This is a genomic window from Lysobacter sp. 1R34A (genome assembly GCF_051217035.1).
Taxonomy (GTDB): Bacteria; Pseudomonadota; Gammaproteobacteria; order Xanthomonadales; family Xanthomonadaceae; genus Lysobacter.
Map to the genome: position 1 here is coordinate 24132 of NZ_JBPKJP010000003.1, position 25555 is coordinate 49686.

Consider the following 25555-nt stretch of genomic DNA (forward strand, 5'->3'; position numbering starts at 1 on the left):
CCGTCGAGGCAGAGGCCTCGATGCGATCGGCATGGCCCAGTGGATCGGTTGTGAGCGACGGCCATGAATAGCTGCCTTTCATCGCCTGAACAGGCGGCGCGGATCGACTGCGCCCCAGAAGCTGTCCGGCACCGCGTTGCGCCCGCGTTGTCCCCCATGCCGGTGTAGCGCTTGGACTGCCCCTGGGGGCTATGCGGGCATCCCCTAATGACCAGGACCTGTGTCATGACTACCCATTCGACGTTCCGGCGCGGCCCCAAGCGGTGGGCCGCGGTTTCTCTGATCGCGTTGGGTTTGGCTGCGCTCGCGTTCGCGAGCCGGATCTCGGCGCCTTCGTTCGTGGACACGCATCAGGACGCCGCTGCGAGCGGCTCGCCAGGCGCAGCGGGTGCGGCCTTCGCGCCGAATCCGCTGGCCGCGGCGGCCATGTTGGTAAACGGCGGGGCTTCGCCCGACGGCATGTGGCAAACCCTGCCGGCGGTGCAGTTGCCCGAGCGCTTTCCGGCGCCGACCGGCTATGTGCCGCTGACGCTGGACGCGATGATGCTCGAAGCGCGCCTGCGCGGCACGCCGCGCGAGACCTTCGGGCCGATTCCGCCGCAGACGCAGATCTATCTGCCGCGTGCCAGCGGCGGGTTCGTGCAGATCGCGCTGGCGCAAAGCCAGTTGCTGGGGCCGAACCTGGCGGGGCAGTTCCCGCAGATCAAGACCTACGTGTTCGAGGATGAGCGCGAAGGCTTCACCGGCCATATCACGGTCGGCACGCGCGGTGTGTTCATCTCGGGCCAGACCGACGACGGCATCCTGCGCGTCGAGCCGGTCGAAACCGCCAACGGCCGCGTCTACCTGAGTTATCGCGACCAGGACCGCACCGACGGCGCCAACGATTTCCACCAGGGCGACGACGATCACCATCACGAGCCGGTGCCGCCGCGCTTCTCGGCCGCGCTGGTGTCGCAGATCAAGCAGAACGCCAAGGTCTCGGCGGGCACGCAGTTGCGGATCTATCGGCTGGCGGCGTCGACCACCGGCGAGTTCTACCAGGCCCGCGATGCGGGCGGTGGCCTGGCCGATGTGTGGTCGTCCATCGTCGCCGACCTGGCCGGCGCCAATGCGGTGTTGGAGCCCGAGGTCAGCGTGCGCCTGGTGATCGCCGATGCCAGCGACGATGTGATCTACAGCGACCCGGACACCGACCCGTTCGACAACACCCAAAGCCCCTGCACCTTGCGCGACGCCAATCGCGACAACAACAAGGTGGTGTTGGACGATGCGGACTACGACCTCGGCTTCCTGTTCGCCACGCGCGCGGGCAACGGGGCCAGCGGTTGCGCTTGGTACGTCGTCTGCCAGACCGCCAACGACACCCTGCACAAGGCGCGCGGGGCAGGGCAGATGGGCAACAACGGCGCCAACAGCGCCAGCGGCCTGCTCGCGCACGAAGTCGGCCACCAGCTCGGCGCGCGCCACACCTTCACCGGTGCGGACGGCAGTTGCACCCTCAACGAGTTCCTGGCCGGCGACAGCGAAAGCGGCTACGAGCCGGGCAGCGGCACCACCCGCATGTCGTACAACGGCAATTGCGGTACGGACGATGTCGACACCTCGGTGATCGGCGCCGGCTCGTACTTCCACTCGCGCAGTTTCGACGAGATCGTCACCAACGTGTTCACCGGCGACGGCGCCACCTGCGGCACCTTGGTCAACACGAGCAACCTGCCGCCGAACGTGAATGCCGGCGGGGACTACACGATCCCGCGGCGGACCCCGTTCGAGCTGAGCGGCTCGGCGAGCGATGCCGATGCGTTGACCTACAACTGGGAGCAGTACGACCGCGCGGTGACCCAGCGGCCGATCAACACCGACCCCGGCGACGGCCCGCTGGTGCGTTCGCTGCCCCCGGGCGCGTCCAGCTCGCGCATCATCCCGAACCTGCAGGACCTGCTCGACGGCGTGACCCGCGCCGGCGAAATCCTGCCGCAGGTCGATCGCGAAATGAACTTCCGCCTGATCGCGCGCGACAACCGCATGGGCGGCGGTGGCGTGGCCTACGACGGCATGCACATCCAGGTGGTGGGAGATCCGTTCTTCATCACTTCGCCGAACAGCGGCAGCCTGAGCGCCGGCTGCACGGTGCCGTTGACCTGGCAGGTCGGCGGCGGCTCGATCGCACCGCAGGTCAGCGCCTTGTTCTCCAGCGACGGCGGGCAGAGCTTCGCTACCACCTTGATCGGTTCCACCGGCAACGACGGTGCCAGCTCGTTCGTGGTGCCCTGCGCCTCGGGTTCGGACAACCGGATCAAGCTGCAGTCGGTCGGCAACATCTTCTTCGACATCAACGACCAGGACCTGAGCGTCAGCAACACCGCACCGGCGGTTTCCGTCGCCACGGCCGGCGGCGCGGTCGACGACCAATGCCGGTTCACCGTGCAGTTCACCGCCCAGGCCACCGACACCTGCGGCGTGTTGGCCAGCGATGTCGATGTGGACCTGATCAAGGGCGCGAATAACTTCACCTTGGGCACGCCGAGCATCAACATCCAGCAGGTCTCCTCGACCGAAGTCGGCGTGAGCGGCAGCGTGGTGGTGTCGGATGTGACCGGCTCGCCGGCGCAACTCACCGTCAGCGTGACCGCGCAGGACGCCTGCGGCCTGTCCACCAACGACACCGCGCTGGCGCAGATCGTCGACGACACCCCGCCGACCATCGACGTCAGCCTCGATCCCAGCCAGCTGTGGCCGCCGAACCACAAGATGGTGCCGATCTGGGCCAGCGTGGTCGCCAGCGACAACTGCCCGGGCGTCGGTTACGTCCTGACCAGCGTGACCAGCAACGAGCCCGACAACGGCGATGCCGACGGCGACACCGTCAACGACATCCAGAACGCCGCCATCGGCACGCCCGACCTGCAGTTCGACCTGCGCGGCGAGCGCGCCGGCAACGGCAACGGCCGCATCTATACCGCGACCTACACCGCCCAGGACGGTTCGGGCAACGACGTGAGCGACTCGGATACGGTGCTGGTGCCGAAGAACAAGTAACCCGGCTCGCGTAACGAAGAACGCCGCCCTCGAGGCGGCGTTCTTCTGTCCGGCATTCAAGAATCCCGACCCGCAATGCCTGCCCTGGACTCCGCGCGACGGCTCCCGGCTTCGACGGGGCGTTGGTCCGTCTCGTACGATGAATCGACTCTATCGCGTTGGCAGCACCTCTTCCGGCGGTAGCGGCGGTAGCGGCGTCAACGGTGTAGGCGACGGGTTGGCGCGCGGCGGAATCCGGTCGATCACGAGTGCAGTGATGCGTTCTTCGGTGTAGAGGAGGCCGACGCTGATGCGATCGCGTCCTTGCTGGACGCTCCAGTAGCTCCTCGATCCGGACCCATGGGGACTGGCGAGAGTGAACTCGCTCGTCGGCCAGAAGGTCTCGACGAATACCTCGGGCATTGGGCCCGGCCGGGCAAGTTCTATGCTGAGAAGGCAGTCTCCAGGGGCCCCGTTGCGGCAGCGCAGTTCGACCTCGCTGATGGGCAGGTTGGCGAATTCACCCTTGTGAGCGGTGTAAGAGGTGAACGAGCCGTTATCCAATTCCTTGCTCAATCGAGTGAACAGGGCTTGGTCGACCGATCCGACGGTCAACACGTCGATGGCTGTCAGGGCCTGGATGGCCTCATGGAAGGCATAGGTGTCTTCGTCCGGCGCGTAGGCGCCGCAAGTGGAAGCGCAAAATGCGATGGCCATGCCGATAGCAAGGCGGGATCGCATGGAGGTTCTTGCGGCTGTGATCGGCGACGGTGCGGAAATCATGACGGTCCTTTGTCGGTTTTCGGTGATGAGCTCCACCGAATCTATCTTCGGCTCGATCCACTGGCAAGGCACGGGCGCACTGCCCATCGGTGGCGCGGCGCTTGCGACTCGGCCCGACTCGATCCATAAAGAACGCCGCGGAAAACCCGGGGCGTTCGACCTCAGTCCTTACTCCCCCGAGCGCCTCCCGCAACCGCGATGGGCAAAAAAAAGCGCCCCGGAAACCCGGGGCGCTCGGACATGACGCAATCGGGATGGATTACGGCGTGGTCTTCAAGGTCAAGGCATAGGTGCTGAGGATCGAGTTGATCGGGGTGAAGTAGCTGTTGCCGCCGCCGGTGCGGCCCTGGCGGCCCTTGCAGCTGCCGCTGCCGCCCGACAGCACGCCCTGCGCCTGGCCGGCGCCGGTGATGTACGAGCCGCCCGAGTCGCCGCCTTCGGCGCAGGCGGTGGTCTGGGTCAGGCCGGTCACGGTGCCGTCCGGGTTGCCGGCGTCGTCGACATAGGACACGGTCATGTTCTTGCTGCGGATGGCGCCGCAACGCCAGCCGCTGGTGCGGCCGGAACGGCACAGCGCGGCGCCGACGGCGGCTTCGGTGCTGCCGGCCACGTTGACGTCGCCGCTGCCGTAGCCGTACACGCTGGCCGACAGGGTGTGGGTGTTGTCGACCTGGACCCAGCCGCGGTCCGGGCCGGTCTGGTTGCCGTCGGGCATGGACGAGGCGGCGAACGAACCCAGGCGCACGCCCGGCGTCCACTGCGAGACTTCGTGGTACACGACTTCGCCGGTGTCGCCGCAATGGCCGGCGGTGGCGAAGCCCAGGGTGGTGCCCTTGGTCACCGGGAAACCGACCGAGCAGGCGTAGACGTAACCGTCGCCCGGGTCGCGCAGGTAACCGCGGCCGCCCTGGATGGCGATGCGGCGCTGCGGGGCTTCGCTCAGGGTTTCGAAACGCACGGTGCTCGCATCCAGGCCGCTGCGCGCGACGAAGTCGACGCCGGCCTCTTCCGCGCCCGGGGCCACGCCCACGGTCACGCTGTTGCTCGGCAGGTCCACCGCCCAGCTGTACACGCCCTTGGGCGCCTTGCCGCTGCGCGCGAGCTGGCTGTCGAGTTGCCCCTTGGCGGCGTTGAGCGCGGCCAGGCTATGGCGCGCCTGGCGGGTTTCCACGCCGGGTGCGGCCTTGGCGGCCTTGATCGAGGTGCTGGCGGCGACCACGCCGAACGAACCGTCGGCCTTGCGCTCGAGCCAGGCGCCCGCGAAGTGGCGGCCGAGTTGCTTTTCCAGGGTCTTTTCCTGTTGTGCGGCGAGGCGTTCGGTCTTCAGGTACTGGGCCAACTGCGTGCCCGACAATCCCAGGTCCCGCTGCATGGCCGACTTCAACGCGGGGGCGAGGTCGTCGGCGGCGAAGGCCGCACCCGACACCGTCATGGCTACGGTGGCAGCGAGAACCGACATACTGAACTTGCGCATATCCAAAAACTCCTAAGACAGAGAGGGATGCGGACAAACAGTGCGGCGGGGCCGGGGCAGGTCGCTGGGGTGGCAGGCTTGAAGCGCTCGGCCGGGCCGCACTGATTAGAACGGGCTCCCGGCACGGCACCCCTACCTCGAATTTGAGACGAATTGCTTGGTTTCGGTCCGGTCAAGGCCGTTTCCGAATATGAAAATCGTGAACGGAGGAGCAGGGCCCTGACTGTCTAGTGCCAAGCGCCGATGGGGAACCGGCTGTTGCGGGTCGAGGCAGGGGCGCTGGTGCGGTCATCGCATGGGGATGCTTCCGCAGTGATTGGAAGCCGCGCGGTCGCGGCTTGCGCCGCTCCTACCCCTTAAAGCCGGGCTTCCTGTAGGAGCGACGTGAGTCGCGACCGAGCAGCCGAAAGATCCGTCGTAGTTCCGGTTTCGCGGTCGCGGCTTACGCCGCTCCTACAAAGGCCGGCGATCCAAGGGGTAGGAGCGACGCGAGTCGCGACCGCGCAGGCGAAATATCCGTCGTAGTTTCGGTTTCGCGGTCGCGGCTTGCGCCGCTCCTACAAAGGCCGACGATCCAAGGGGTAGGAGCGACGTGAGTCGCGACCGCGCAGGGGAAAGATCCGTCGTAGTACCGGTTTCGCGGTCGCGGCTTGCGCCGCTCCTACAAAGGCCGGCGATCCAAGGGGTAGGAGCGACGCGAGTCGCGACCGCGCAGGGGAAAGATCCGTCGTAGTACCGGTTTCGCGGTCGCGGCTTGCGCCGCTCCTGCCCTTGGAGTCGTCGCTTCTGTGGAACGCGAGCGAAGGGCGCGCGGCCCTTCGCTCGCGAGGCTCAGCGCATCGTGCCGAGGCGCGCGATCGCTGCGCGCAGGTCGGGCAGCGGGCCGATCTGGCCGCCGGTGCCGGTCTGCGGGGTGCCGGTGGTCATCAGCAGGTCGCGCATCTGCCGCGGGGTGAGGGTGATGCCGCGTTGCTTGGCGATGCCCGACAGCGCGACCACCGCCGCGGCGACGATCGGCGAAGCGCTGGAAGTGCCGGAGAAGGTCTTGGTGTAGCGCGCGTTGACGCCGCCGTTATACAGGCCGCCGTAGCCGGTGCTGGTGACGCAGCGGCCCCAGGCCTGCACGTTGACGCGGCGGCCGTAGGTCGAGAACGGTTGCTTCGCGCGCTCGGCGACGGTGTCGCTGCACCAGGCGGTCGAGCGCGGGCCGCCGGCGCCGACGATGATCGAACCCGAGTCCGGGCGGCTGCGCGGGAACGGCGAACCGAAGCAGGCGGTGTTGTCGAGATTCATGTTGCCGTTGCCGCCGGCCTGGACCACGTGCACGCCCTTGTTGGTGGCCACGACGATGGCGTCGTACACCGACGGCGTCCATTCCACCGGCACGTAGTTGCTGCAGCCGCTCGGCCCGGCCGCCTGTTGTTCGAGCAGCATCACGTCGCCGGCGCGCAGGGCGTTGGCGGCGGTCAGGATGGCGTTGGCCAGGTCGTAGCCGCGCTGGGTGTTCATGGCGTTGGTGTAGTGCGCGCTGGCGCCGCTGACCAGGCCGGTGACGCCGATGCCGTTGTTGTCGGCGACCAGTTCGCCCATCACCGCGGTGCCGTGATTGTTGTCGTTGAACGGATCGCTCGGCGTGCCGTTGGCGACCAGCGCACCGGCGAGGCGCAGCTTGGACAGGTCTTCGTGGTTGGTGTTCCAGCTGTACTCGATGTCGAGCACGCGCACGCCGGTGCCGTCGCCGCCGGCGAGGGTGCGGGCGTACTGGCTGTCGATGCCGTTCTGCGCCGCGGGCAGTTTGTAGTACTGATAATCGTGATACGCCGGCGAGGCCGGCAGCGGCACCGGCAGCGCCGCCGGGTAGGCGATCTCGACGATGCTCATGGCGTTAAGCTCGTCGATCACCCGCTGGATGTCCTGGCCCGGCCGCACTTTCAGGCGGAACCACTGGCTCAGGTCGGGCTGCTCGTTCTGTGCCTGCGGCTGCGCGCTCTTGGCCAGCGCGGCGAGCGTGGCCTCGTCGGCGCGGAACAGCGGCTCCATGTTCGCGACCGGGCCGGCGCCGCTGGCCAGGCTTTCCAGCGCCGCGAGGCGCCCGTACTTCGCCGAGACTGGGCGTCCGCCCTGCAGGCGCACCTGGCTGTCGCGGACGAATTTGACTTCGATGTACTCGCGAGAGTCGTAGCGGCCCAACTGGGTCTTGGCCGGCTTGGATAGCGCCGGTTGCGGGGCGGGAGCGTTCGACGGCGGCGCGGCCAGCGGCGCGACGGCGGGCATCGCCGCGATCGCCAGGCACGGCAGCAACAAACGCAGCAAAGGCGCGGCGGACTTCGAGGGCAGGGACGGAGACTTGGAGCGCATGAGTGGGAATCCTGGAGGGATGGAAGGAATCGTCATGCGAAGCGACACGCTGACCGGGCTTCGCGGCCGGTGCGGAGCGGACCGTCGGGCGATCCGGCGGCGAGCATAGTCAGGGGGTATGTGCCTCGACTTGAGTCGGATCACGCTTTAGGCGACGCGGCCCACGGCGATTTTTGACGTGCGTAAACCGGGATCGCGCACACGGCTTGAGCGCGTCGCAAGGCGGCATTGCGGGTTCGTGCACCTTGCGGACGTGGCAGTGTGGTGGGTTGGCTTCGCCGTGCGTGCTGGAACCGGACGAAACGTGGTGCGGCGCATCGAGACGGTGTCGGATGGAGGCGCTGGCCGGGGCGGAGCGGTGGATCCTTCCCTGTAGGAGCGGCGTGAGCCGCGACGCGGGACGCGCGGAGGTCGCAATGCCTGCGTGATTTTTCGAAGGCGGAATCTTTCGCCGGGGTAGGAGCGGCGCGAGCCGCGACATCGCTGTGACGGTCTCGCGGCGCTTCTCTCGTTCAATAGATCAAGATCAAGATCAAGTGCAAAGCTTCCGCCACTAAAGCGGCGGGAGCTTTTGGTTTGATCTGACCTATTAGATGAGAGAGGCGCCGCAAGACCGCCGCAGCGATGTCGCGGCTCACGCCGCTCCTACAGGGAGGGATTCGCCGTATTGCGGCGCAGGTTTTGCTTATGTAGAGCGACGTGAGTCGCGATCGCGTGGCCGCCGGATTGTTGCGCCGTCATCGCCGTGACGCGGTCGCGGCTTGCGCCGCTCCTACCCTTGTGAAGCCACGCCGCGTCGATGAGCGGCATCGGCGTTGCCGCTTGCGAATCCGCACCCACACCCACACCCACATCCATACCCACACCTACACCACACCCACACCCACACCTACACCTACACCTACACCTACACCACACCCACGCCCACGCCCACGCCGACGCCCACGCCGACGCCCACGCCCACGCCTGCACCCACACCCACACCCACACCCACATCCATACCGATACCCATACCCACACCCACACCCACACCCACACCCACATCCATACCCACACCCACACCCACACCCACATCCATACCCACACCCACACCCACACCCACACCTACACCTACACCCACATCCATGCCCACACCGATCTCCACCTCCACGACACCTGCCTCGCACCACCTCAGTCGTCGTCGGCGTCCTCGCCTCTGGACAACACTTTGCGTTGCATCGCGTCGAGGTAGGCGTCGGCTTCGGCGACGCTGCTGAAGATTTCGTTCATCGGCACGGCCTTGACCAGGTCGAACACTTTCTGGATCTGCGGCTGCGGGTTGACCACCACGACCTTGCCGCCGCGCGCCGACAGCGCTTTGCGCGCGCGGAAGATCGAGCGGATGCCGGCCGAGCTGATGTATTCGAGGTCGGCGAGATCGAGCACCAGCGAAGGTACGCTGGCGGCGAGCACCGGCCCCAGCTGGCGGTCGAGTTCGGCATAACTGGAGGTGTCCAGGCGGCCGGCGAGGTAGACGCGCTGGCTGTGGGCGGTGGCTGGGTCGATCCGGATCGTCAGGTCCATGCGGGGCTCCAGGTTCGGGATGCCGGCGTCAGCGGCCGGCAGCGGGGCGTTGCAGCACGATGTGCAGCACGTTGTAGCGGCCCTCGCGTGCGTAGCTGGCCTGGTCGGCGAGGGTGCGGATGAGGTGCAGGCCGAGGCCGCCGAGCGGGCGCTCGTCGATGTCGGCGTCGAGGTCGGGACCGGCTTGCGACAGCGGGTCGAAAGGCGCGCCGTCGTCGCGGAAACGCAGGTCGATGCGCTCGGGCCCGATCGCGAGTTCGACGCTGATGTCGTGCTCGACGCCCGGCTCGGCGCCGTGGTCGATGGCATTGCTGATCGCTTCCTCGGTGATCAGGCGCACGTCGCCGATCGAGGCGGGGTCGAGGCCCGCCTCGACCAGGACGGCGTCGACCGCGGCGAATAGCTCCGGCAGCCGGGCGCGGTCTTGCGGTGCGCGCAACAGCCGCGGTGCGACTGACTTGGGCCGGGCGCCGCCGGCGTCGTCGTTGCCGGTCCAATGCAGCGACAGCACGGTGATGTCGTCCGACTGCGGCGCGTCGGCGGCGAAGCGATGCACCTCGGCGACCAGGGCGCTGCACAGCGTGCCCGCGTCGGTGCCGCCTCGCAGCGCCGCGAGCAAGCGCTCGCCACCGAAAGGCTGTTGCTGGGCGTCGAAGGCTTCGGTGATGCCGTCGGTATAGGCGACGAGGGCTTCGCCGTCGTGCAGGCGCCCGCGCCAGATCGGATAGTGTTCGTCGGCCACGACCCCGAGCGGCGGGCCCGAAGCCAGCTCGACGAAGGCGGCGCTGCCGTCGGCGCGCAGCAGCACCGGCGGTTCGTGGCCGGCGCTGGCCAGGGCCAGCTCGCCGCTGCGCGCGTCGATCAAGCCGCACAGCACCGTGGCGAACATGCAGGTGTCGTTGCCTTCGAGCAGGCGCTGCGCGGCCTCCTGCAGGGCGAGCCCGGGCGAACCGCCGCGGCCGGCGGCGATCTCCAGCACGGTCATGGTGCGGGCCATGAACAAGGCCGCCGGCACGCCTTTGTCGGAGACGTCGCCGATCGCGAACCACAGGGTGTGGCTGTCGCGCTCGAAGAAACTGTAGAAGTCGCCGCCGACCGCCTTGGCCGGCTCCAGCCGCGCATTCGCCTGCAGGCGCCACTCGTCCGCGCCGAGGACGCGCGCGCCCGGCAGCATCGCCAGCTGGATTTCGCGGGCGATGTCGAGTTCGCTTTCGATTTTCTGCCGCGCCGTGCTCATGTCCTGGATCTCGACGAGCTGGCGCTTGATCGAGCCGCGTGCGTTGTCGAACGCGCGCGCCATCACCCCGACTTCGTCGCGGCGTTCGGTCTGATGCAGGGGATAGTCGAATTCGCCGGCGGCGAAGTGGCTGGCCGAACCGGTCAGGTCGCTCAACGGGGTGGTGATCCGCGCCGCCATTCGCCGCACCAGCAAGGTGATCAGCAGTAAGGCGATCGACACGATCGCCGCCAGCTGGACGATGGTGCGCTTGAGCGCGGCCAGCAGCGGCTTGTGCGACATCGACACCTGCAGGGTCCAACCGGTCTTGCCGATGGGTTCCAAGACCGAAAACCGGGTTTCGCGCACGATCGGCAGCACATGGGTGAACTCGAAGCGGCGCCCGTGTCGCTGCGCGGTGGCCATCTCGGCCAGATCGCTGCGGCCGGCGGCGGCGATGTAGCGTTCGAGCGTGGTCTTCAGGGCGACGTTCGGGTCGGCATGCAGGGTGATGCTGCCTTGGGGGGCGAACAGCGCGGGGCGCTGGCCGTGGATGTGGTGCAGCGGTTCGACCAATTCGGCCCAGCGCGCGATCGGCACGTCCAGGCTGACCATGCCCAGGCGCCGGCCGTCGTGTCCGCGCAGCGGCACGTTCAAAGTGCTCATCCAGTGACCGCCGGCGGTTTCGTTGAAGTAGGGCTCGGACCACCACGGCGCGTCGGCCGCCAGGGTGCGCCGGTACCAGGGCTGCTGATGGGCGTCGTAGCCGATCGCGACCAGGTCGCGGTTGGCCACGCCGCGGCGGTCGACGCCGACGTAGTAGGCCATCGGCAAGCCATCGGGCAGCGCGCCGGGTTCGAGCGCGATCAGGCCGCCGACCGCGCTGGCATCGGCGTCGAGCAGGGCTTCCATCGCCTTGACCGTGGCCTCGCGGTCCAGCGCGAGGCTGTTGAACAGGCCGATCACGGCCGCACCGGTGATGCGCACCGATTCCATCGAGGCGAGCAGGCGGTCGGCGGTCTGGGCGGCTTCGTAACGCGTCCGCTCCTGGGCGCCGGCGATGATCTGCTGGCGCGCGATCGCGAAGGCGACGACGAAGCCGATCAGCAGCAGCACCCCGACCAGCACGCCGAACCACAGCATCAGCTTGGTGCGCAGGCTGTCGCGCCAGGACACCGGCGGATGAGCGTCGCGCGCGATCGCGCGCGGCGGGGGCGGAGCGGCAATCGACTCGGTCCGGTCCATCGGCGACTCCCCACAGGACCGGCCGAGCATAGCCCCGGCGGCGGCCGAAAAAGCGGGCGGCGCGCACCTTCTGCAACCGGCCTCGCCGGCGGTGCGTGCCGGTGCGGCGCCCGCATCCCTCTGTCCGCGCCCCTCTACATGCGCGATGCCGTCAGCCGTACGTCTGCGTTGCGCCAGGCCTCGGCGAACTCGCGCCGGGTGTCGGTGGCCTCGGCGTTCTTGTTCTGCGCGCGCAGGCTTTCGGCCAGCCCGTACAGCGACCAGCCGTTGCCGGGATTGCGCAGCAGTTCTTCGCGATAGACGCGCTCGGCCTCGGCCGGGCGCCGCGCATCGAGCAGCACCGCGCCGAGGGTCTGCCGCACTGGCGCGTGCCATCCCGGCGGTTCGTCGTAGGGGATGCGGTCCTCGATCGCGACCGCTTCGCGCAAGGCGGCCACCGCGACCTCGTGCTTGCCGCGCGCGGCGGAGATCTCCGCGGTGACCACGCGCTCGGCGATGCGCGCCGCGTGCGACAGCGGGTAGCGGTCCCACGCGGTGAGCTTTTCCATCGCCGGATCGGCCGCGAGCGGACGCAGTAATTCGAGATGGCGCTGCGCGTCGGCCAGGCGGCGCTGGCGCACCGCGGCCATAGCCTGGGCGTAGTGCCAGATCGTGGTGACGTAGGGCAGGTCCGGCGCCGGGTTGGGGGCCTTGGCGATCTCGTTCCAACGACCGAAGCGCACGCGTTCGAACCACGGTGTCATCCAGTAGTGCTGCAACACCGCGAAGCCGTCCTGGCGCATCAGCTCGTGCAGATCGGTGCGCTCGGCGGTAGTCTTCGCCGCCGCATGCGCGACCGCGCTGCTGCCTTCCATGCTCGCGGCGAACCACAGGAAGTGGTGGTTATGCGGCACGTAGCCCAGCGGATACACGCCCCGGGTGTTGCCGCGGCACAGTTCCAGGTAGGCGTCGTCGGCTTCGATCGCGCGCTGGTTGGCGATCACCGCGTCGTGCCAGCGCCCGACCCGCGAGTAGATATGCGCGGGCATGTGCACCAGATGGCCGGAGCCGGGAACCAGGTCGCGCAGGCGATCGGCCGCGGCCGCGCCGCGGCCCGGCGCGGACGAGGCCTCGACCGCATGCACGTACAGGTGCAGGGCGCCGGCGTGATCGGGATTGCGCGCCATCACCGATTCCAGGGTCGACACGACTTCGGCCGTGCCGCCCTTGGGCCGCTGCTTTTCGTCGTAGTAATCCCAGGGCTGCAGGTCCATCAAGGCTTCGGCATGAAAGGTCGCTGCGTCGAGGTCGTCCGGGCGCTGCTGCACCAGCTTGCGCGTGGCCTCGGCATAGGCCAGGTCCAAGGGCTTTCGATCCGCCGGCGGGTTCTGCGCATAGCGCGCCGCCAAGGCCTGGATGAAGGCGCGTTCGCGTTCGCTGGCCTTCGGCGCCAGCGCCTGCGCGCGCTGCAGCCGGGTCCAGGCGTCGCCGTTGTCCTTCGGGTCCATCGCTGCGTTGACGTGCGGCCCCAGCACCAGCGCGGCGCCCCACCAGCACATGGCGCAATCCGGATCCAGCTCGGTGGCCTTGAGGAAGGAGCGTTCGGCAGCGTCGTGGTTGAAGCCGTAGGTCAGCATCAGGCCCTGGTCGAACCAGCGTTGCACCTCGGGGTGCCGGCTGGTGACCGGGAAGCGGTAGTCGCCCAGGCCGTCGAGCAGGTGCGCGCCGACCATCGCCAACTGCGGCGGCGATACCGCCGGCTCTGCGGGCGGAGGGTCGTCGGCGGTCGGGCCGGTGTTGCGGCAAGAGGACACGGTCAGCAACGCGAGCGCCAGCCAGGCGAGCGCGCAGGACAGGACGAGGGGGCGGAGGATGGGCAGCGACAGGTGCATGTAGCCTCCCGGACTATGCGCGGCAGCGCGACAGCCGTGGTGGACTGCGGCCAGGCGGGCACGGCGGCCAGCGTCGCGGCGCCTGGGTGGATACGGCGGGCCCCTCGCGTGCTTCCCGCGGCGCGGCGACAGACCAGTCGGAAAACCTGGCCGATTAAAGCAGGTCGCGCATCAAAAACGGGTCCGGCGGGGGCGGTCGGACCGGGCAGGCGACGGACGGCGGCTCCGGCCGTCATGCCGCCGTCTGCACCAACTCCGCCGGTGCCGTTTCAGCGACCGGCGGACCTGCGGCGCCGGTGGTCGCGGCAGCCGACGAACCAGGGCAGCTTGCCCCGCCATGGCTGCGGGTGACCATCGAAGCCGGACAAGGACGGCATCAGATGGATCGGCGCGCGCTCGCGGCGGAAATCGGGGATCTCGACCTGGGAGTGATCGACGTGGCGCCGGTAGTGATGGCCGAAGTCGTCGCTGAGTTTGCGCACCTGAGCGGCCATGGCGTCGAAATCCGGCAGCCACTTCGAGCCGCTCGACGAATCGCCCATCGAAGCATGCGATTGAGTACCCGGCGCAGGCTTGGCGGCTCCGTCGAAGCTTTACATTCCGCTTACCCGATCTTCACGGACGCCTGCGGGCGGCCCGGGTCGAATGCCAGGGTCCTATCCGTATCGGGAGCATGAGCATGAAGCGAGCCTCCGTCCTCGTCGCATCGGCGCTGTGGCTGACCCTGTCCGGCGCGGCTTTCGCCGGCATCGTCACCGTCAGCGGGCACGGCCAGAGCTACGACCCCGGCATCGCGCTGGAAGACGCGCGCGCCGATGCCGTCGCCCAATGCACGGCGCAGGGCGGCACGCCGTTGGAAGAGATCTATAACCACATCACCCGCGCCAACCTGTGGCTCGCCGATTCGATCTGGCGTTGCGAGGTGCCGTGATCGCCGGTTTCGCCTGTTCGATCCTGGGCCGCCTCAGCGCCGGGTGCCCAGCACGCCATCCAGCGCCAGCTCGGCCTTGAACCCGGCCTTGTCGAGGCGCTTGGCCACTTCGCGCGGGACATCGCGGCCGCTGGTGAGTTTGTTCGGGCTGCCGGTGTAGTGGAACAAGCGCCCGCCGCGGCGCAGCACGCGTGCGAGATGGTCGTAGAAGGTCTGCGAATACAACTCGCCGGCGATGCCGAATCGCGGCGGGTCGTGGAGCAGGGCATCGACCGAGGCATCGGCGATCCCGGCGATGGCCTGCGAAACGTCGGCATGAGCCAGCTGCAGGCGGCCGCCGCTCGTGGCGGCCTCGGGATCGGGCGACCAGGGATTGAGGGTGCGCAGCCACAGCACGTTTTCGTTTTTCTCGAAGGACTGGATCCGGGCGGCGCCGGCTTCGAGGCAGCAGGCAGCGAAATAGCCCAGGCCGCCGCAGGTGTCCAGCACGACCTTGCCGCGCGGCTCGACCAGGGCGACCTTGCGCTGCGCGTCGTCGATCGGCGAGGCCTTGGAGGTGGGCAGCATCTTGATGCCGTCGATCTCGAAGGTCGGCGCGCCCCATTCGGTCGGCACCAGCTTGATCAGCGAGCCGGAGAAGCGCGAGACCGGCGCGAACTCGTCGCCGTCCCAGTGATAGATCGTGCGGTCCTTGAGCTTGGACGGATACGGATAGCGCCGATCGCGCCAGCGCCAGGTGTCTGCGTCCAGTCCTGCCTCGCCGCTCGAACGCCCCAGGTCCAGCGAACCGGTCCAGGTGCCGGCGCCGCCGGCGCGTGCGGCCAGTAATGCGTCGGCGTCGGGGCGGGTGAGCAGGGGACCTGAGTAATGCGGCACGGCGGGGTATTTCCTTGGGGGCTCGACCAGAGCGAGCGCCGAACGGGCGGGCATGCCCGTTCGTGGGACGGAACGATAGCGCGGCCGGTCGATCGCAGCCAGGACGGCTGCCGGGGCCGCGCGGCTCGGTTTTAGGAATGCGCGGCTCCGGCGCTGGCGCGCGAGGGCTTGCAGCGCCGAGGTTCGGCAGGATGGTCTGCGGCCCGCTGGTGCCGTTAATGGAGCGGCCCAAACCAACGGCCTACGACAGACCGGCCCGGCTGCGCTAGGCTGCGGCCTTTCCAGCGGGGACCGCATATGAAGCCTTCACGTTTGAGCCTGGGCCTGGCGCTTGCCGCCGCGCTGGCTGTTCCGTCCGTCCACGCTGCCGACTCCGCGGCCGGCGCCGCAGGCAAGGGGCAGCCCCGGCTCGGCAGCTTCGGCGTCGACCTGTCGTCGCGCGACACCAGGGTCAAGCCCGGCGACGACTTCAACCGCTACGTCAGCGGCCACTGGCTCGACACCTATCAGCTGAAGGACTACGAGACCTCGTACGGCTCGTTCAACATGCTGCGCGACCAGTCCGAGGCGCAGGTGCACGCGATCATCGAGTCGCTGCGCCAGCGCAAGGACCTGGCGCCGGGCAGCGACGCGCTGAAGCTGCGCGACTACTACGCCAGCTACATGGACCGCGCCGCCCGCGATGCCGCCGGCATCCGCCCGCTGCAGCCGGTGCTCGAGCGCATCGCCGCGATCGACTCGAAGGACGCGCTGATCGCCGCCTTCGGCAACACCGACCTCGACGGCACTACCGCGCCGCTGCGTTTCGGCGTCGACCTGGACCGCAAGAACCCGGACCAGTACCTGGTCGGCCTGCGCGTCGGCGGCCTGGGCTTGCCGGACCGCGACTACTACCTCAACCAGGATGCGCGCTTCGTCGGCATCCGCACCGCCTACCTCGCCCACATCGAGCGCATGCTCGGCTTCGCCGGCGTGAGCGATGCGAAGGCGCGCGCACAGGCGGTGCTGGCGCTGGAGACCGAGCTGGCCAAGCCGCAGTGGGAGCGCGCCAAGCTGCGCGACCGCGACAAGACCTACAACGTCGCCAGCTTCGCCGACCTGGCCAAGCAATACCCGGGCTACGACTGGGCCGCGCAGGTCAAGGCGCAGGGCATGCCGGCGCTGGACCGCGTCAACGTCATCACCCCGAGCGCGGTGCAGCCGGTGCTCGACACGATCGCGGCCACGCCCTTGCCGGTGTGGCGCGATTACCTGAGCTTCCACGCCGTGCGCAACAACGCACCGCTGCTGAGCCGCGAGATCGACGATGCCTCGTTCGCCTTCACCGGCACGGTGCTCAGCGGCCAGAAGGCCCAGCGCGACGACTGGAAGCGCGCAGTGGCCACGGTGGCCGGCAGCGACGGTCTCGGCGATGCGATGGGCAAGCTCTACGTGGAGCGCCATTTCTCGCCGCAGGCCAAGGCGGCGATGCAGGCCTTGGTGGAAAATCTGCGCAAGGCGCTGCGCAGCAACATCGAGAAGATCGACTGGATGGGCGAGGGCACCAAGGCCGAGGCCTACCGCAAGCTCGCCAGCTTCCGTCCCAAGGTCGGTTATCCGGACAAGTGGCGCGACTACAGCAGCGTCGCCATCGTCCCGGGCGACCTGATGGCCAACGTCATGCAACTGCGCCGTTACGGCCGCAACGACCAAGTCCGCCGCATCGGCACCCGTCCGGACCGCGACGAATGGTTCATGACGCCGCAGACGGTCAACGCCTACTACAACTCGACCTTCAACGAGATCGTGTTCCCGGCCGGCATCCTGCAGGCGCCGTTCTTCGATCTCAACGCCGACCCTGCGGTGAACTACGGCGGCATCGGCGCGGTGATCGGCCACGAAATGGGCCACGGCTTCGACGATCAGGGCAGCAAGTCGGACTACGCCGGCATCCAGCGCAACTGGTGGACCGACGCCGACCGCGCCGGCTTCGAGCAGCGCACCCAGGCGCTCGGCGCCCAGTACGACGCGTTCTGCCCGTTGCCGGGCCAGTGCGTCAACGGCGCGCTGACCATGGGCGAGAACATCGGCGACGTCGGCGGCATTTCGATGGCCTACACCGCCTACCAGCTCAGCCTCGGCGGCAAACCGGCGCCGGTCATCGACGGCCTGAGCGGCGACCAGCGCTTCTTCCTGTCGTGGGGCCAGATCTGGAAGGGCAAGTACCGCGACGAAGCGCTGCTCAACCAGATCAAGACCAACCCGCATTCGCCCTCGCAGTACCGCGCCAACGGCCCGTTGCGCAATTTCGACCCGTGGTACCGCGCGTTCGACGTGAAGCCGGGCGATGCCATGTATCTGCCGCCGGACAAGCGGGTGCGGATTTGGTGAGGGCAGGCTTGCCGAGATAGGAAGCAAGACGAAGCTCGCGCGAGCGGGCTTCGGTCCAAGGCGAATGCTCGTGGGATCAAGCCCGTTGGCAGGCGCTCGCGAGATCGATGCGCGAAGGATGGGGCAGCTTTCCGAGTCCGCTTGGGACGAAGGAGCGCTGCCCCGTTTCGTTTCCGCTCTTGAGACTCGGGCCCGCGAGCGGCGGCTTCGGCGCGGAGCGCTGCAGTCGGGACGCTAGAATGCCGGCGATGGCGTATCTGGGACTGTTCCTCACCGCGTTCGTCGCCGCCACCTTGCTGCCGGCGCAATCGGAAGCCCTGCTCGCGGGGATGGTCGTGGCCGGTTACCCGCCGTGGTGGCTGGTGCTCGTGGCCGGCCTCGGCAACGTGCTCGGCTCGACCGTCAACTGGTGGCTCGGGCGCGAAGCGGCGCGTTTCAGCCAGCACCGGTTTTTTCCGATCAAGTCGGCGGCGCTGGCGCGCGCCCGCGCTTGGTACGGACGCTACGGCAAGTGGACCTTGTTGCTGAGCTGGCTGCCGATCGTCGGCGACCCGCTGACCTTCGCCGCCGGGGTCATGCGCGAGCGACTGCGAGTGTTCCTGCCGATGGTGAGCATCGCCAAGACCGCGCGCTACGCGGTCCTGGCGCTGGTGGCTTCGCGTTACGCCTGAGCGTGTCGACGGCCATGTGCCTGCAGTGAACAAAGGCTGCGGCCCGAGACGCAATGCAGCGCCGCTACCGGTCGCCTTCCTTCTTGCTGCCCTTGAGCAGGGCGACGAGGGCCATGGCATGGCCGTGGCCGAGTTCGAAGTCCTGCTTGAGCCAGGCGATGATCTGGCCGGCCTTGACGCCGGGCCTGAGGCCTTTGGCGTCGGCGAAGCCTTTGCCGGCGGCGAGCGTGCGGAATTGGGCCGGGGTCTTGCCGGTCTTGGCCTGGATGTTGTCGAGATAGGCCTGGAAGGACATCGGTGGGGCTCCTGGGGCGGATGGCCGAGGGGTGGGCCGGTGCTGACTCCGGCCCTCTTGCCCGATCGACGAACGCAGGCCCGTCGGATCGACACGACCCGCGGTGCCCGCGCGCTTTCAATCGACGACCCGGCCGCCGGGCGCATCGGGGGCCAGTGCTAAAATGCCCGCCTTTCCCGATACCCGAGCGAGCGACGCGATGACTGCAGCAGCCTTCTACCCGATCGGCACGCCCGGGCAGCCCTGGGGCGCGGCGGAAGTGGCGCAGTGGCGCGCCAGCCAGGTCCGCCATCGCAGCTACCAGGCCGACGTGGTCGGCGCGATCGAGGGGCTGCGCTCGCGTTTCGAGGTGGTCGAGTACGGCCGTCTCGACTATGCCCCCGACAGCTACCCGCTGTTCGCGATCAAGAGCCGCGACTGGCAGGACGGCTTGCCCTGCATGCTCGTCACCGGCGGCGTGCACGGTTACGAGACCAGCGGCGTGCACGGCGCGCTGGCGTTCGTCGAGCGTCATGCCGCGGACTACGTCGGCCGGGTCAATCTGCTGGTCGCGCCCTGCGTCAGCCCCTGGGCCTACGAGCGCATCCATCGCTGGAACATCGATGCGATCGACCCGAACCGCTCGTTCCGCGCGGACAGCCCGGCCGAGGAATCGGCGGCGCTGATGCGCCTGGTCGCGCCGGTACGCGCCGAGGTGCTGATGCACATCGACCTGCACGAAACCACCGACAGCGACGAGACCGAGTTCCGCCCGGCGTTGGCCGCGCGCGACGGCAAGCCTTACGAGCCCGGCGAAATCCCCGATGGGTTCTATCTGGTCGGCGACAGCGAAGACCCGCAACCCGAGTTCCAGCAGGCGGTGATCGCCGCGGTCGAGAAAGTCACCCACATTGCCCCGGCCGACGCCCGCGGCGAAATCATCGGCGCGACCGTGGTCGCCCACGGCGTGATCAATTACCCGGTCAAGTCGCTCGGCCTGTGCGCCGGCATCACCGATGCCCGCTATCGCACCACCACCGAGGTCTATCCGGACAGCCCGCGCGCCACGCCCGAGCAGTGCAATGCCGCCCAGGCCGCGGCGGTGTGCGCGGCCATAGATTTCGCCCTGGCGCACCGCTGACAGCGCCGCGCGGCGCCAGCCGCGGTGGTGTCCTGTGTCCGGTCCGGCGGCATCGTGCCGGCCGGAGCCGGGCCTTGCACCGATCTCCAGCGGCTTGTCGGTGGAATCTCGATGGCATGTCGATGGGCGTGTCGATTCCTGCCGCCCTGGTTCGTCGTCGAGACAGGAGCGGGTTCCATGCGCCGGAGTTCCGGCCGCCGCGCTCCATCGCGACCACCAGGAGAGCTGCATGCGTTTTCTTTCGATGATCCGGATCGACGAGGCCACTTGCGAACCGCCCAGCGAGCGGTTGCTGGCGGATATGGGCAAGTTAATGGAAGAAATGACCCGGGCCGGGGTATTGATCGGCACCGCCGGTCTGGCCCCGAGTGCCGACGGCGTCCGCCTGCGCCTGCGCGGCGGCAAGATCACCGCGACCGACGGCCCCTTCACCGAAGCCAAGGAAGTGATCGGCGGCTATGCCTTGCTGGAGGCGGCCTCGAAGGAGGAAGCGATCGCGCATACGCGCCGTTTCCTGGAAGTGCATGGCGACGGCTGGGACATCGAGTGCGAGTTGCGCCAGTTGCAGGGCGACGGCGACGGCGGTTGCGGCGGGGAGCCGGTGCGGGCCGACTGAGCCTGCTAACTGACTCGATCGACTAGCGGACTGACACAGCTGGCGGTCGAGTCGGACCAATCGACTGGATCGTTCGGTTCGAACCGATCAGTGCTCGTTGAGTGGCCCGCCCGGTCGAAGAGGACGACGAGCGGGCGCTCAGCGGCCGGGGTCGTCGCTGAGGCCGCAAGCCCTGCACGGCTGTCGACCTGCTGCCTGGCCAGGACGATTCCGGTAAACCCCGGTCTATAACCGGGTCCGGCGTTCTACGGGGTTGGCCTCACGGCCCGCCTGACAGGTGTAGGATGCAACGGTAAGCCGTTCCAATCGCGCGTTTCGCCCGACCGATCCCTGATCGCTCGCTTCGCTCCCTTTCACGCGTCATCGCCCTGATCCAGGGGGACGCCCACTCGGGAGCGGCCGGTGCCGGGCTATACCACCCGTCGACTCTCGTTGACCGTAGGCGGCGACGCCTGGGGGCTGCGAGTGCTGAGCGACCTGCAGCAGTTCAGCGACCCCGACGGCCACGGCGAGCGCCTGGGCATCTCTGCCGCGCAATGGAGCCTGTTCGGCCAGGTCTGGCCGGCCGGGCAGTTGCTGGCGCAGGCCATGCACCGTTTCGCCATCCGCGGCCAGCGCATTCTCGAACTCGGTTGCGGGATCGGCCTGGCCAGCCTAGTGTTGCAGCGGCGCGGGGCGAATATCGTGGCCAGCGACGTGCACCCGCTGACCGAACCCTTCCTGTCTTACAACGCCGCCTTGAACGGATTGCCGGCGGTGCATTACCGGCATCTGCGCTGGGACACTGCGCTGCCCACGCTCGGCCGTTTCGACCTGATCATCGCCAGCGACGTGCTGTACGAACGCGACCAGGCCGAGGTGATCGGCGAAGTCATCGCCCGGCACGCCTTCGACGATGCGCAGGTGCTCATCACCGACCCCGGACGCGGCAACAGCGCGCGCTTCACTCGGCTGATGCTCGCCCAGGGTTACTCGGTCGAAGAACGGCGCTGCCCGATGAACGACACCGACGAGCCGCCGCATCGCGGCCGCTTGCTGCACTACAGCCGCGGCGGCGGCGCGGGGCGCGGCGGGTTCCAGATCTGAGACGAACGCGGCACCGGCGAGCCTGACGAACTGGCCCCGGGTCAGCGATTCACCGCCGGCCCGTTGACTCCGACATATCCGTTCGCGCAACCGGTCGTGCAGGTCGTCGCCAGCATGTTGTAGACGATCCGGCCGGCATTGGTCTTGGAGCGGAAGTGGCCGACCCCGTTGCTGGTGTCGCCGCCGCCGGCGTTGTAGGGGCTGCCGTCGCTCCAGTCCCAATCGTAGGCATAAGCGGTGCTGCCCACGCCGATGTCGACCTGCGCCTTGACGTTGCTTGCAGCATTGAACAGGGCGCCATTGCTGCAGCCGGCCGAATAGCTGGTGGTGAAGCATTGCACCTGGTCGTGCAGGCCGGCCGTGATGCTGTAGAAGGCGATCGAGCCGTACATCGCCGGCATCGCGCGCAGGCTGTTGCTGCCGCTGCCGGTCCAGCGGTTGTAGCCGTAGTAGGCGACGCCGCTGCTCGGGTACAGGCCGAAGGTGTAGTAGTCGTACGGAAACACGTAGGCCTCGGCGTTGCAGGTCGGCGCGTACGGCGACTGATAGCCGGTACTGAGACAGGTCTGCAGGCCGCGCAAGCCGCCGCCGATGTTGACGAAGCGGCGTACATTGGCTTGATAGCCGTAATAGCGCAGCATCGCCAGCGACATCGACGCGCCCAGCGAATGGGTGACGAGGTCGACCTGGCTGCGGCCGGTATAGGCCTTGACCTTGTCGATGAAGGTCTTGAGCACCTGATACTTCGCCGGCTGGTGATAGTTGTACTGCGGCGAGCTGCGCTCCTGCGCATCCAGGTAAGTCACTCCGAACAGTTCGCAGTCGTTGTAACCGCGCGCCTTGAGTTCGTCGTACATCGAATGGGCCGGTGCGGCGTAGCCGTTCACCGCGGCCGGCGGCATGTCGAAGCTGAGCGCGCTGTCGCCGTTGCCCGAGACGAAAACGACCGGCGTGCGCGTGGCGATGCAATCGCCGCCGCCGAATCCGCCGCTGCCCACGCCGGGGCTGAAACCGCCTGCGTACTGCGATGCCGTGCCCTGGCAGGTATAGCCGTTGTTGCTGCCGCAATCGAGCGCCCGGGCCGTCGACGGGGCAAGCAGGGCCAGGCTGCCGAGCATCGGCAGCACGGCCGCCATGGCGAGCGCCCTGGCGCGGTTGCGACCGTCGACGGAATCGGATGGACCGAGGCGAACCCACTTCAGCGCGATGCGGAACATGAGTGCTCCCTCCCCAGGATGTCGGTTCGACGGCGACGGGCGCCGGATCGGACCGATGCTGGACCCGCCCGATGGGCTTGGGTATTGCACTAAAGGGCGATGCCGGGCGTTCAAGCAGCCGGCCGCCGTTTGGCGGGCCGGGAGGCGCGATACCGATAGTCGCAACGATGTAGCCTGCCGACACCAACCGTGAAGTGCGCCGCCGTGCCGAGGAATCGCAGCGGATTATCGAACAATCGACCCCTGAGATGTAGCGGCCGGACAGACAGGCAGGCGCCACGGGCAGGATCTTGAAGGGCTCCGAATCAAAAAGGGCGCAGCGAATAACCTCCCTGCGCCCTTCCCAATGCGCCTGCCATCAAAGCCCAGAACGCATCTGTCGCGCCGGCGGCGCGGCATTCATCAGAACTGCAGGCTCCACCGGTCGATCTTGCCGACGTCGGCGCGGGCATTGTCGTTGACCAGCAGTTTCCAAGTGCCGTTGGCCGTTTCGCTGGAGGCGTTCACGGTGTAGGCCTTGATGAGGTTGTCGGCGCTGCCGCCGCTGCGGTTGTGCAGGGTGTAGCGGCTGCCGTCCGGCGCCACCAGGTCGACACGCAGGTCGCCGATGAAGGTGTGTTTGATGTCGACCGCCACCTTCAGCGTCGCCGGGGCATTGCCGGGCAGGCCGCTGACGACGATCGGGCTTTCGACGCTGCGCAGGTCGAGGATCGGATAATCGCCGGCATTCTCGAACACGGTCTGGCCGCCGACCGCGACCTGCTTGCTGACGCTGTGGCTGGCGCCGTCGTTGTCGGTCACGGTCAGGGCGACGGTGTAACTGCCGCTGCGCGCATAACTGTGTTCGGGATGGGCCTGGGTCGACTGGCTGCCGTCGCCGAAATCCCACAGGTGCGAGGCGATGACGCCGTCGCGATCGCTCGACGCGTCGGTGAAGCTCGCCTTGAGCGCGTCGGTGACGACCTGGAAGTCGGCGACCGGCGGGTACAGTACCTTGAGTTCGTCGGCGCCGATATCGACCATGACCGCGCCATCGCCGTTGCCGTCGATGAGGCGCTTTTCGCCGTCGATGTCGGTCGCGGGCAGGAAGTCGGCGTTGGCGCCGGCATCGACCGCGGGCGAGGCGGCGGCGAGGTGGTAGTTGCCGGTGGCGGGGCCGACGAACAGCGGGTCCGCCGACAGGTTGCCGTTGAGACCGTTCTGGTCGATCACGCCGAGGTAGTTGCTGGTGTTGTTGAAGACGAGGTTGTGCTTGAACAGCGGATGGTTCGCCGCAGTGCCGTTGACGATCTCGAAACCGACCGCGTTGCCGGCCAGGATGTTGTTCTGGTACAGGTGCAGGTTCGAGTTGACCTGGGCGCTGACCTTGATGCCGGTGCGATTGCCGACGATGGTGTTGTTGGACACCTGCGGGCTGTTGCCGGCCGGCAGAGTCATGGTGATCGCCCGGCAGGGGTTGTCGACGATCAGATTGTTGACGATGTCGGGCGAGGAGCCGTTGACGAAGGTGATCACGCCGGACAGGTGCTGGGAGTCGCAGCTGTTGTTGCGGAAGATGTTGCGCTCGATCAGCGCCGAGGAGCCGTTGCCGCCGATCGCCGCGCCGTAGCCGCCCGAGGTCTGGGTGTTGCTGTCGAAGATATTGCCGACGATGCTCGGCGAGGCGGCGAGGATGTCGATGCCGGCGCCGAAGCTGGCGCGCCCGTTCCTGATGGTGAAGCCTTCCAGCCGCGCGGCGGGACCTTCGCCGCTGTCGAACACCAGCACGTTGCCGGCACTGCCGCCGTCGATGATGGTCGTCGCCGGGCCGCCTTCGCTGATCACGGCGATGGCCTTGCCGTCGTAGTTGAGGCGTTCGGGGTAGTTGCCGGGCGAGACCAGCACGGTGTCGCCGGCGACGGCGGCGTTGATGGCGGCCTGGATGGTGGGGTAGTCCGCGGGGACCCGCAAGGTGGTCTGCGCGGCCGCGGGCAGGGCCAGCGACAGGGCCAGCGTGGCGAGGGCGGTTTTCTTCAGCTGCGTATGCTTCATACCTGGTCCTTGGTGTGATGGTCGGGAGGTGCGATCGGCGTCGTGCCGGCGCGCGACCGGGCACGCTCGAAGCCGCCGTCCGCGGAGGCGGGCGTGCGCGTTCGAGACGGTCGTCGGCCCCGGAGCGACGGGACATGAGGGCGGACCGAGGGGCGGTCCTGAGCATGTCCCCACGCACTGTAGGGCAGGGGCGTCGCAGGGGATGAGTCCCGGGATTGCGCGGTACCGGTCGCCTGCACCGTCGCTTGGATCGCTGCCGCGCAGCGATCGTCCCGGTTGCGCGGTCGCGGCTCGCGCCGCTCCTACTCCAGAGCGGCTTGGTTTGCTCTGACTCGAGCGACAAAAAAGCCGGGCTCATCGGAGCCCGGCCGGATCGGCTTGCAGCGGCGGCGGTTTACTTCGTAACGCGGCACTGGCTCAGCTTGAGGCCCTGCACGACGGTGCCTGCATTGCCTTCGTTCGTGCACTCGAACACCACGGTCGAGGACTTCTGGAACGGCTTGATTTCGTTGCCCTCGAACTTGGCCTTCAGCGCCTCCTGGTCGGCGACCTCGAAGGCGGTGTCGAACATCGCGCCGTCCTCGGCGATCGCGCCGAAGTAGGTGCCGCCGGGCTCCGAGCCCATGCGCATCAACTGTCCGGAGAAGGCCAGGCGGCGCCCGTCGTATTTCTTGCCCGCGGCCTCCGGGTTCGCGGCGTACTCGGCGGCGACTTCGTTGTAACTCAGCACGGCGGTCTGTGCGCGAGCGGAAAGGGCGCCGAGCCCCAGGATGATCATGGCCGCGAGGGCCGCCGGTCGAACATGCATATC

General features: G+C 68.2%; 19 protein-coding genes. 7 read left to right on the forward strand and 12 right to left on the reverse strand.

Annotated features, from left to right (window positions below; genetic code table 11):
* Window positions 1-459: 459 nt before the first annotated feature.
* Window positions 460-3042 carry a reprolysin-like metallopeptidase gene (locus ACSAMQ_RS01990; RefSeq protein ID WP_435394035.1) on the forward strand — a complete coding sequence of 861 codons (2583 nt, stop codon included), beginning with the start codon at window positions 460-462 and terminating at the stop codon, window positions 3040-3042.
* Between the two features lie 150 nt (window positions 3043-3192).
* On the opposite strand, the gene ACSAMQ_RS01995 is transcribed toward ACSAMQ_RS01990, so the two are convergent.
* The 7 genes from ACSAMQ_RS01995 to ACSAMQ_RS02025 all read right to left on the reverse strand — a co-directional run bounded on the left by ACSAMQ_RS01995 (window position 3193) and on the right by ACSAMQ_RS02025 (window position 14073).
* Window positions 3193-3804, reverse strand: a complete 612-nt coding sequence (locus tag ACSAMQ_RS01995) for a hypothetical protein (RefSeq protein WP_435394036.1) — start codon at window positions 3802-3804, stop codon at window positions 3193-3195.
* Between the two features lie 259 nt (window positions 3805-4063).
* Window positions 4064-5278, reverse strand: coding sequence for a S1 family peptidase (locus ACSAMQ_RS02000; RefSeq protein WP_435394037.1), 1215 nt, complete (start codon window positions 5276-5278; stop codon window positions 4064-4066).
* Between the two features lie 831 nt (window positions 5279-6109).
* Window positions 6110-7636 (reverse strand): S8 family serine peptidase, encoded by a 1527-nt coding sequence (locus tag ACSAMQ_RS02005; protein WP_435394038.1) that lies wholly within the window; start codon window positions 7634-7636, stop codon window positions 6110-6112.
* Window positions 7637-8806: 1170 nt separating this feature from the next.
* On the reverse strand, window positions 8807-9199 hold the full coding sequence (locus ACSAMQ_RS02010) for an STAS domain-containing protein (RefSeq protein ID WP_435394039.1): 393 nt from the start codon (window positions 9197-9199) through the stop codon (window positions 8807-8809).
* Window positions 9200-9227: 28 nt separating this feature from the next.
* Window positions 9228-11660: a SpoIIE family protein phosphatase gene (locus ACSAMQ_RS02015; RefSeq protein ID WP_435394040.1), complete on the reverse strand. Its 2433-nt coding sequence runs from the start codon at window positions 11658-11660 to the stop codon at window positions 9228-9230.
* A gap of 134 nt (window positions 11661-11794) precedes the next feature.
* A complete protein-coding gene (locus ACSAMQ_RS02020; RefSeq protein ID WP_435394041.1) occupies window positions 11795-13531 on the reverse strand; it encodes a hypothetical protein in 1737 nt (578 codons plus the stop codon).
* A 269-nt stretch (window positions 13532-13800) separates the two neighbouring features.
* Entirely contained in the window at window positions 13801-14073 is a 273-nt protein-coding gene (locus ACSAMQ_RS02025) for a hypothetical protein (RefSeq protein ID WP_435394042.1), read from the reverse strand.
* Between the two features lie 137 nt (window positions 14074-14210).
* Here ACSAMQ_RS02025 and ACSAMQ_RS02030 point away from each other — a divergent pair, with 137 nt between their 5' ends.
* Window positions 14211-14462, forward strand: coding sequence for a hypothetical protein (locus ACSAMQ_RS02030; RefSeq protein ID WP_435394043.1), 252 nt, complete (start codon window positions 14211-14213; stop codon window positions 14460-14462).
* Between the two features lie 33 nt (window positions 14463-14495).
* Here the strand turns inward: ACSAMQ_RS02030 and ACSAMQ_RS02035 are convergent, their stop codons facing one another.
* Complete coding sequence (locus tag ACSAMQ_RS02035; RefSeq protein WP_435394044.1) at window positions 14496-15392, reverse strand: class I SAM-dependent methyltransferase; 897 nt, start codon at window positions 15390-15392, stop codon at window positions 14496-14498.
* Between the two features lie 243 nt (window positions 15393-15635).
* Here ACSAMQ_RS02035 and ACSAMQ_RS02040 point away from each other — a divergent pair, with 243 nt between their 5' ends.
* Both ACSAMQ_RS02040 and ACSAMQ_RS02045 read left to right on the forward strand, forming a co-directional pair.
* Window positions 15636-17708: a M13 family metallopeptidase gene (locus ACSAMQ_RS02040; RefSeq protein WP_435394045.1), complete on the forward strand. Its 2073-nt coding sequence runs from the start codon at window positions 15636-15638 to the stop codon at window positions 17706-17708.
* A 248-nt stretch (window positions 17709-17956) separates the two neighbouring features.
* Window positions 17957-18379, forward strand: coding sequence for a YqaA family protein (locus tag ACSAMQ_RS02045; RefSeq protein ID WP_435394046.1), 423 nt, complete (start codon window positions 17957-17959; stop codon window positions 18377-18379).
* 64 nt (window positions 18380-18443) lie between these two features.
* Here the strand turns inward: ACSAMQ_RS02045 and ACSAMQ_RS02050 are convergent, their stop codons facing one another.
* Window positions 18444-18674 (reverse strand): DUF4287 domain-containing protein, encoded by a 231-nt coding sequence (locus tag ACSAMQ_RS02050; RefSeq protein ID WP_435394047.1) that lies wholly within the window; start codon window positions 18672-18674, stop codon window positions 18444-18446.
* A gap of 199 nt (window positions 18675-18873) precedes the next feature.
* Between ACSAMQ_RS02050 and ACSAMQ_RS02055 the strand changes: the two genes are divergently transcribed.
* The 3 genes from ACSAMQ_RS02055 (at window position 18874) to ACSAMQ_RS02065 (ending at window position 21496) form a co-directional block, all read left to right on the forward strand.
* The gene (locus ACSAMQ_RS02055; RefSeq protein WP_435394048.1) at window positions 18874-19794 is read left to right on the forward strand and encodes a M14 family metallopeptidase; all 921 of its coding nucleotides are present in this window, start codon (window positions 18874-18876) and stop codon (window positions 19792-19794) included.
* Between the two features lie 229 nt (window positions 19795-20023).
* Window positions 20024-20410, forward strand: coding sequence for a YciI family protein (locus ACSAMQ_RS02060; RefSeq protein WP_435394049.1), 387 nt, complete (start codon window positions 20024-20026; stop codon window positions 20408-20410).
* Between the two features lie 402 nt (window positions 20411-20812).
* The gene (locus tag ACSAMQ_RS02065; protein WP_435394050.1) at window positions 20813-21496 is read left to right on the forward strand and encodes a class I SAM-dependent methyltransferase; all 684 of its coding nucleotides are present in this window, start codon (window positions 20813-20815) and stop codon (window positions 21494-21496) included.
* A gap of 41 nt (window positions 21497-21537) precedes the next feature.
* Here the strand turns inward: ACSAMQ_RS02065 and phaZ7 are convergent, their stop codons facing one another.
* From phaZ7 to ACSAMQ_RS02080, 3 genes are all read right to left on the reverse strand, one after another.
* The gene (phaZ7, locus tag ACSAMQ_RS02070) at window positions 21538-22713 is read right to left on the reverse strand and encodes an extracellular native short-chain-length polyhydroxyalkanoate depolymerase PhaZ7 (RefSeq protein ID WP_435394051.1); all 1176 of its coding nucleotides are present in this window, start codon (window positions 22711-22713) and stop codon (window positions 21538-21540) included.
* 402 nt (window positions 22714-23115) lie between these two features.
* Window positions 23116-24744: a proprotein convertase P-domain-containing protein gene (locus tag ACSAMQ_RS02075; RefSeq protein ID WP_435394052.1), complete on the reverse strand. Its 1629-nt coding sequence runs from the start codon at window positions 24742-24744 to the stop codon at window positions 23116-23118.
* A 394-nt stretch (window positions 24745-25138) separates the two neighbouring features.
* Window positions 25139-25552 carry a hypothetical protein gene (locus ACSAMQ_RS02080; protein WP_435394053.1) on the reverse strand — a complete coding sequence of 138 codons (414 nt, stop codon included), beginning with the start codon at window positions 25550-25552 and terminating at the stop codon, window positions 25139-25141.
* Window positions 25553-25555 lie beyond the last annotated feature (3 nt).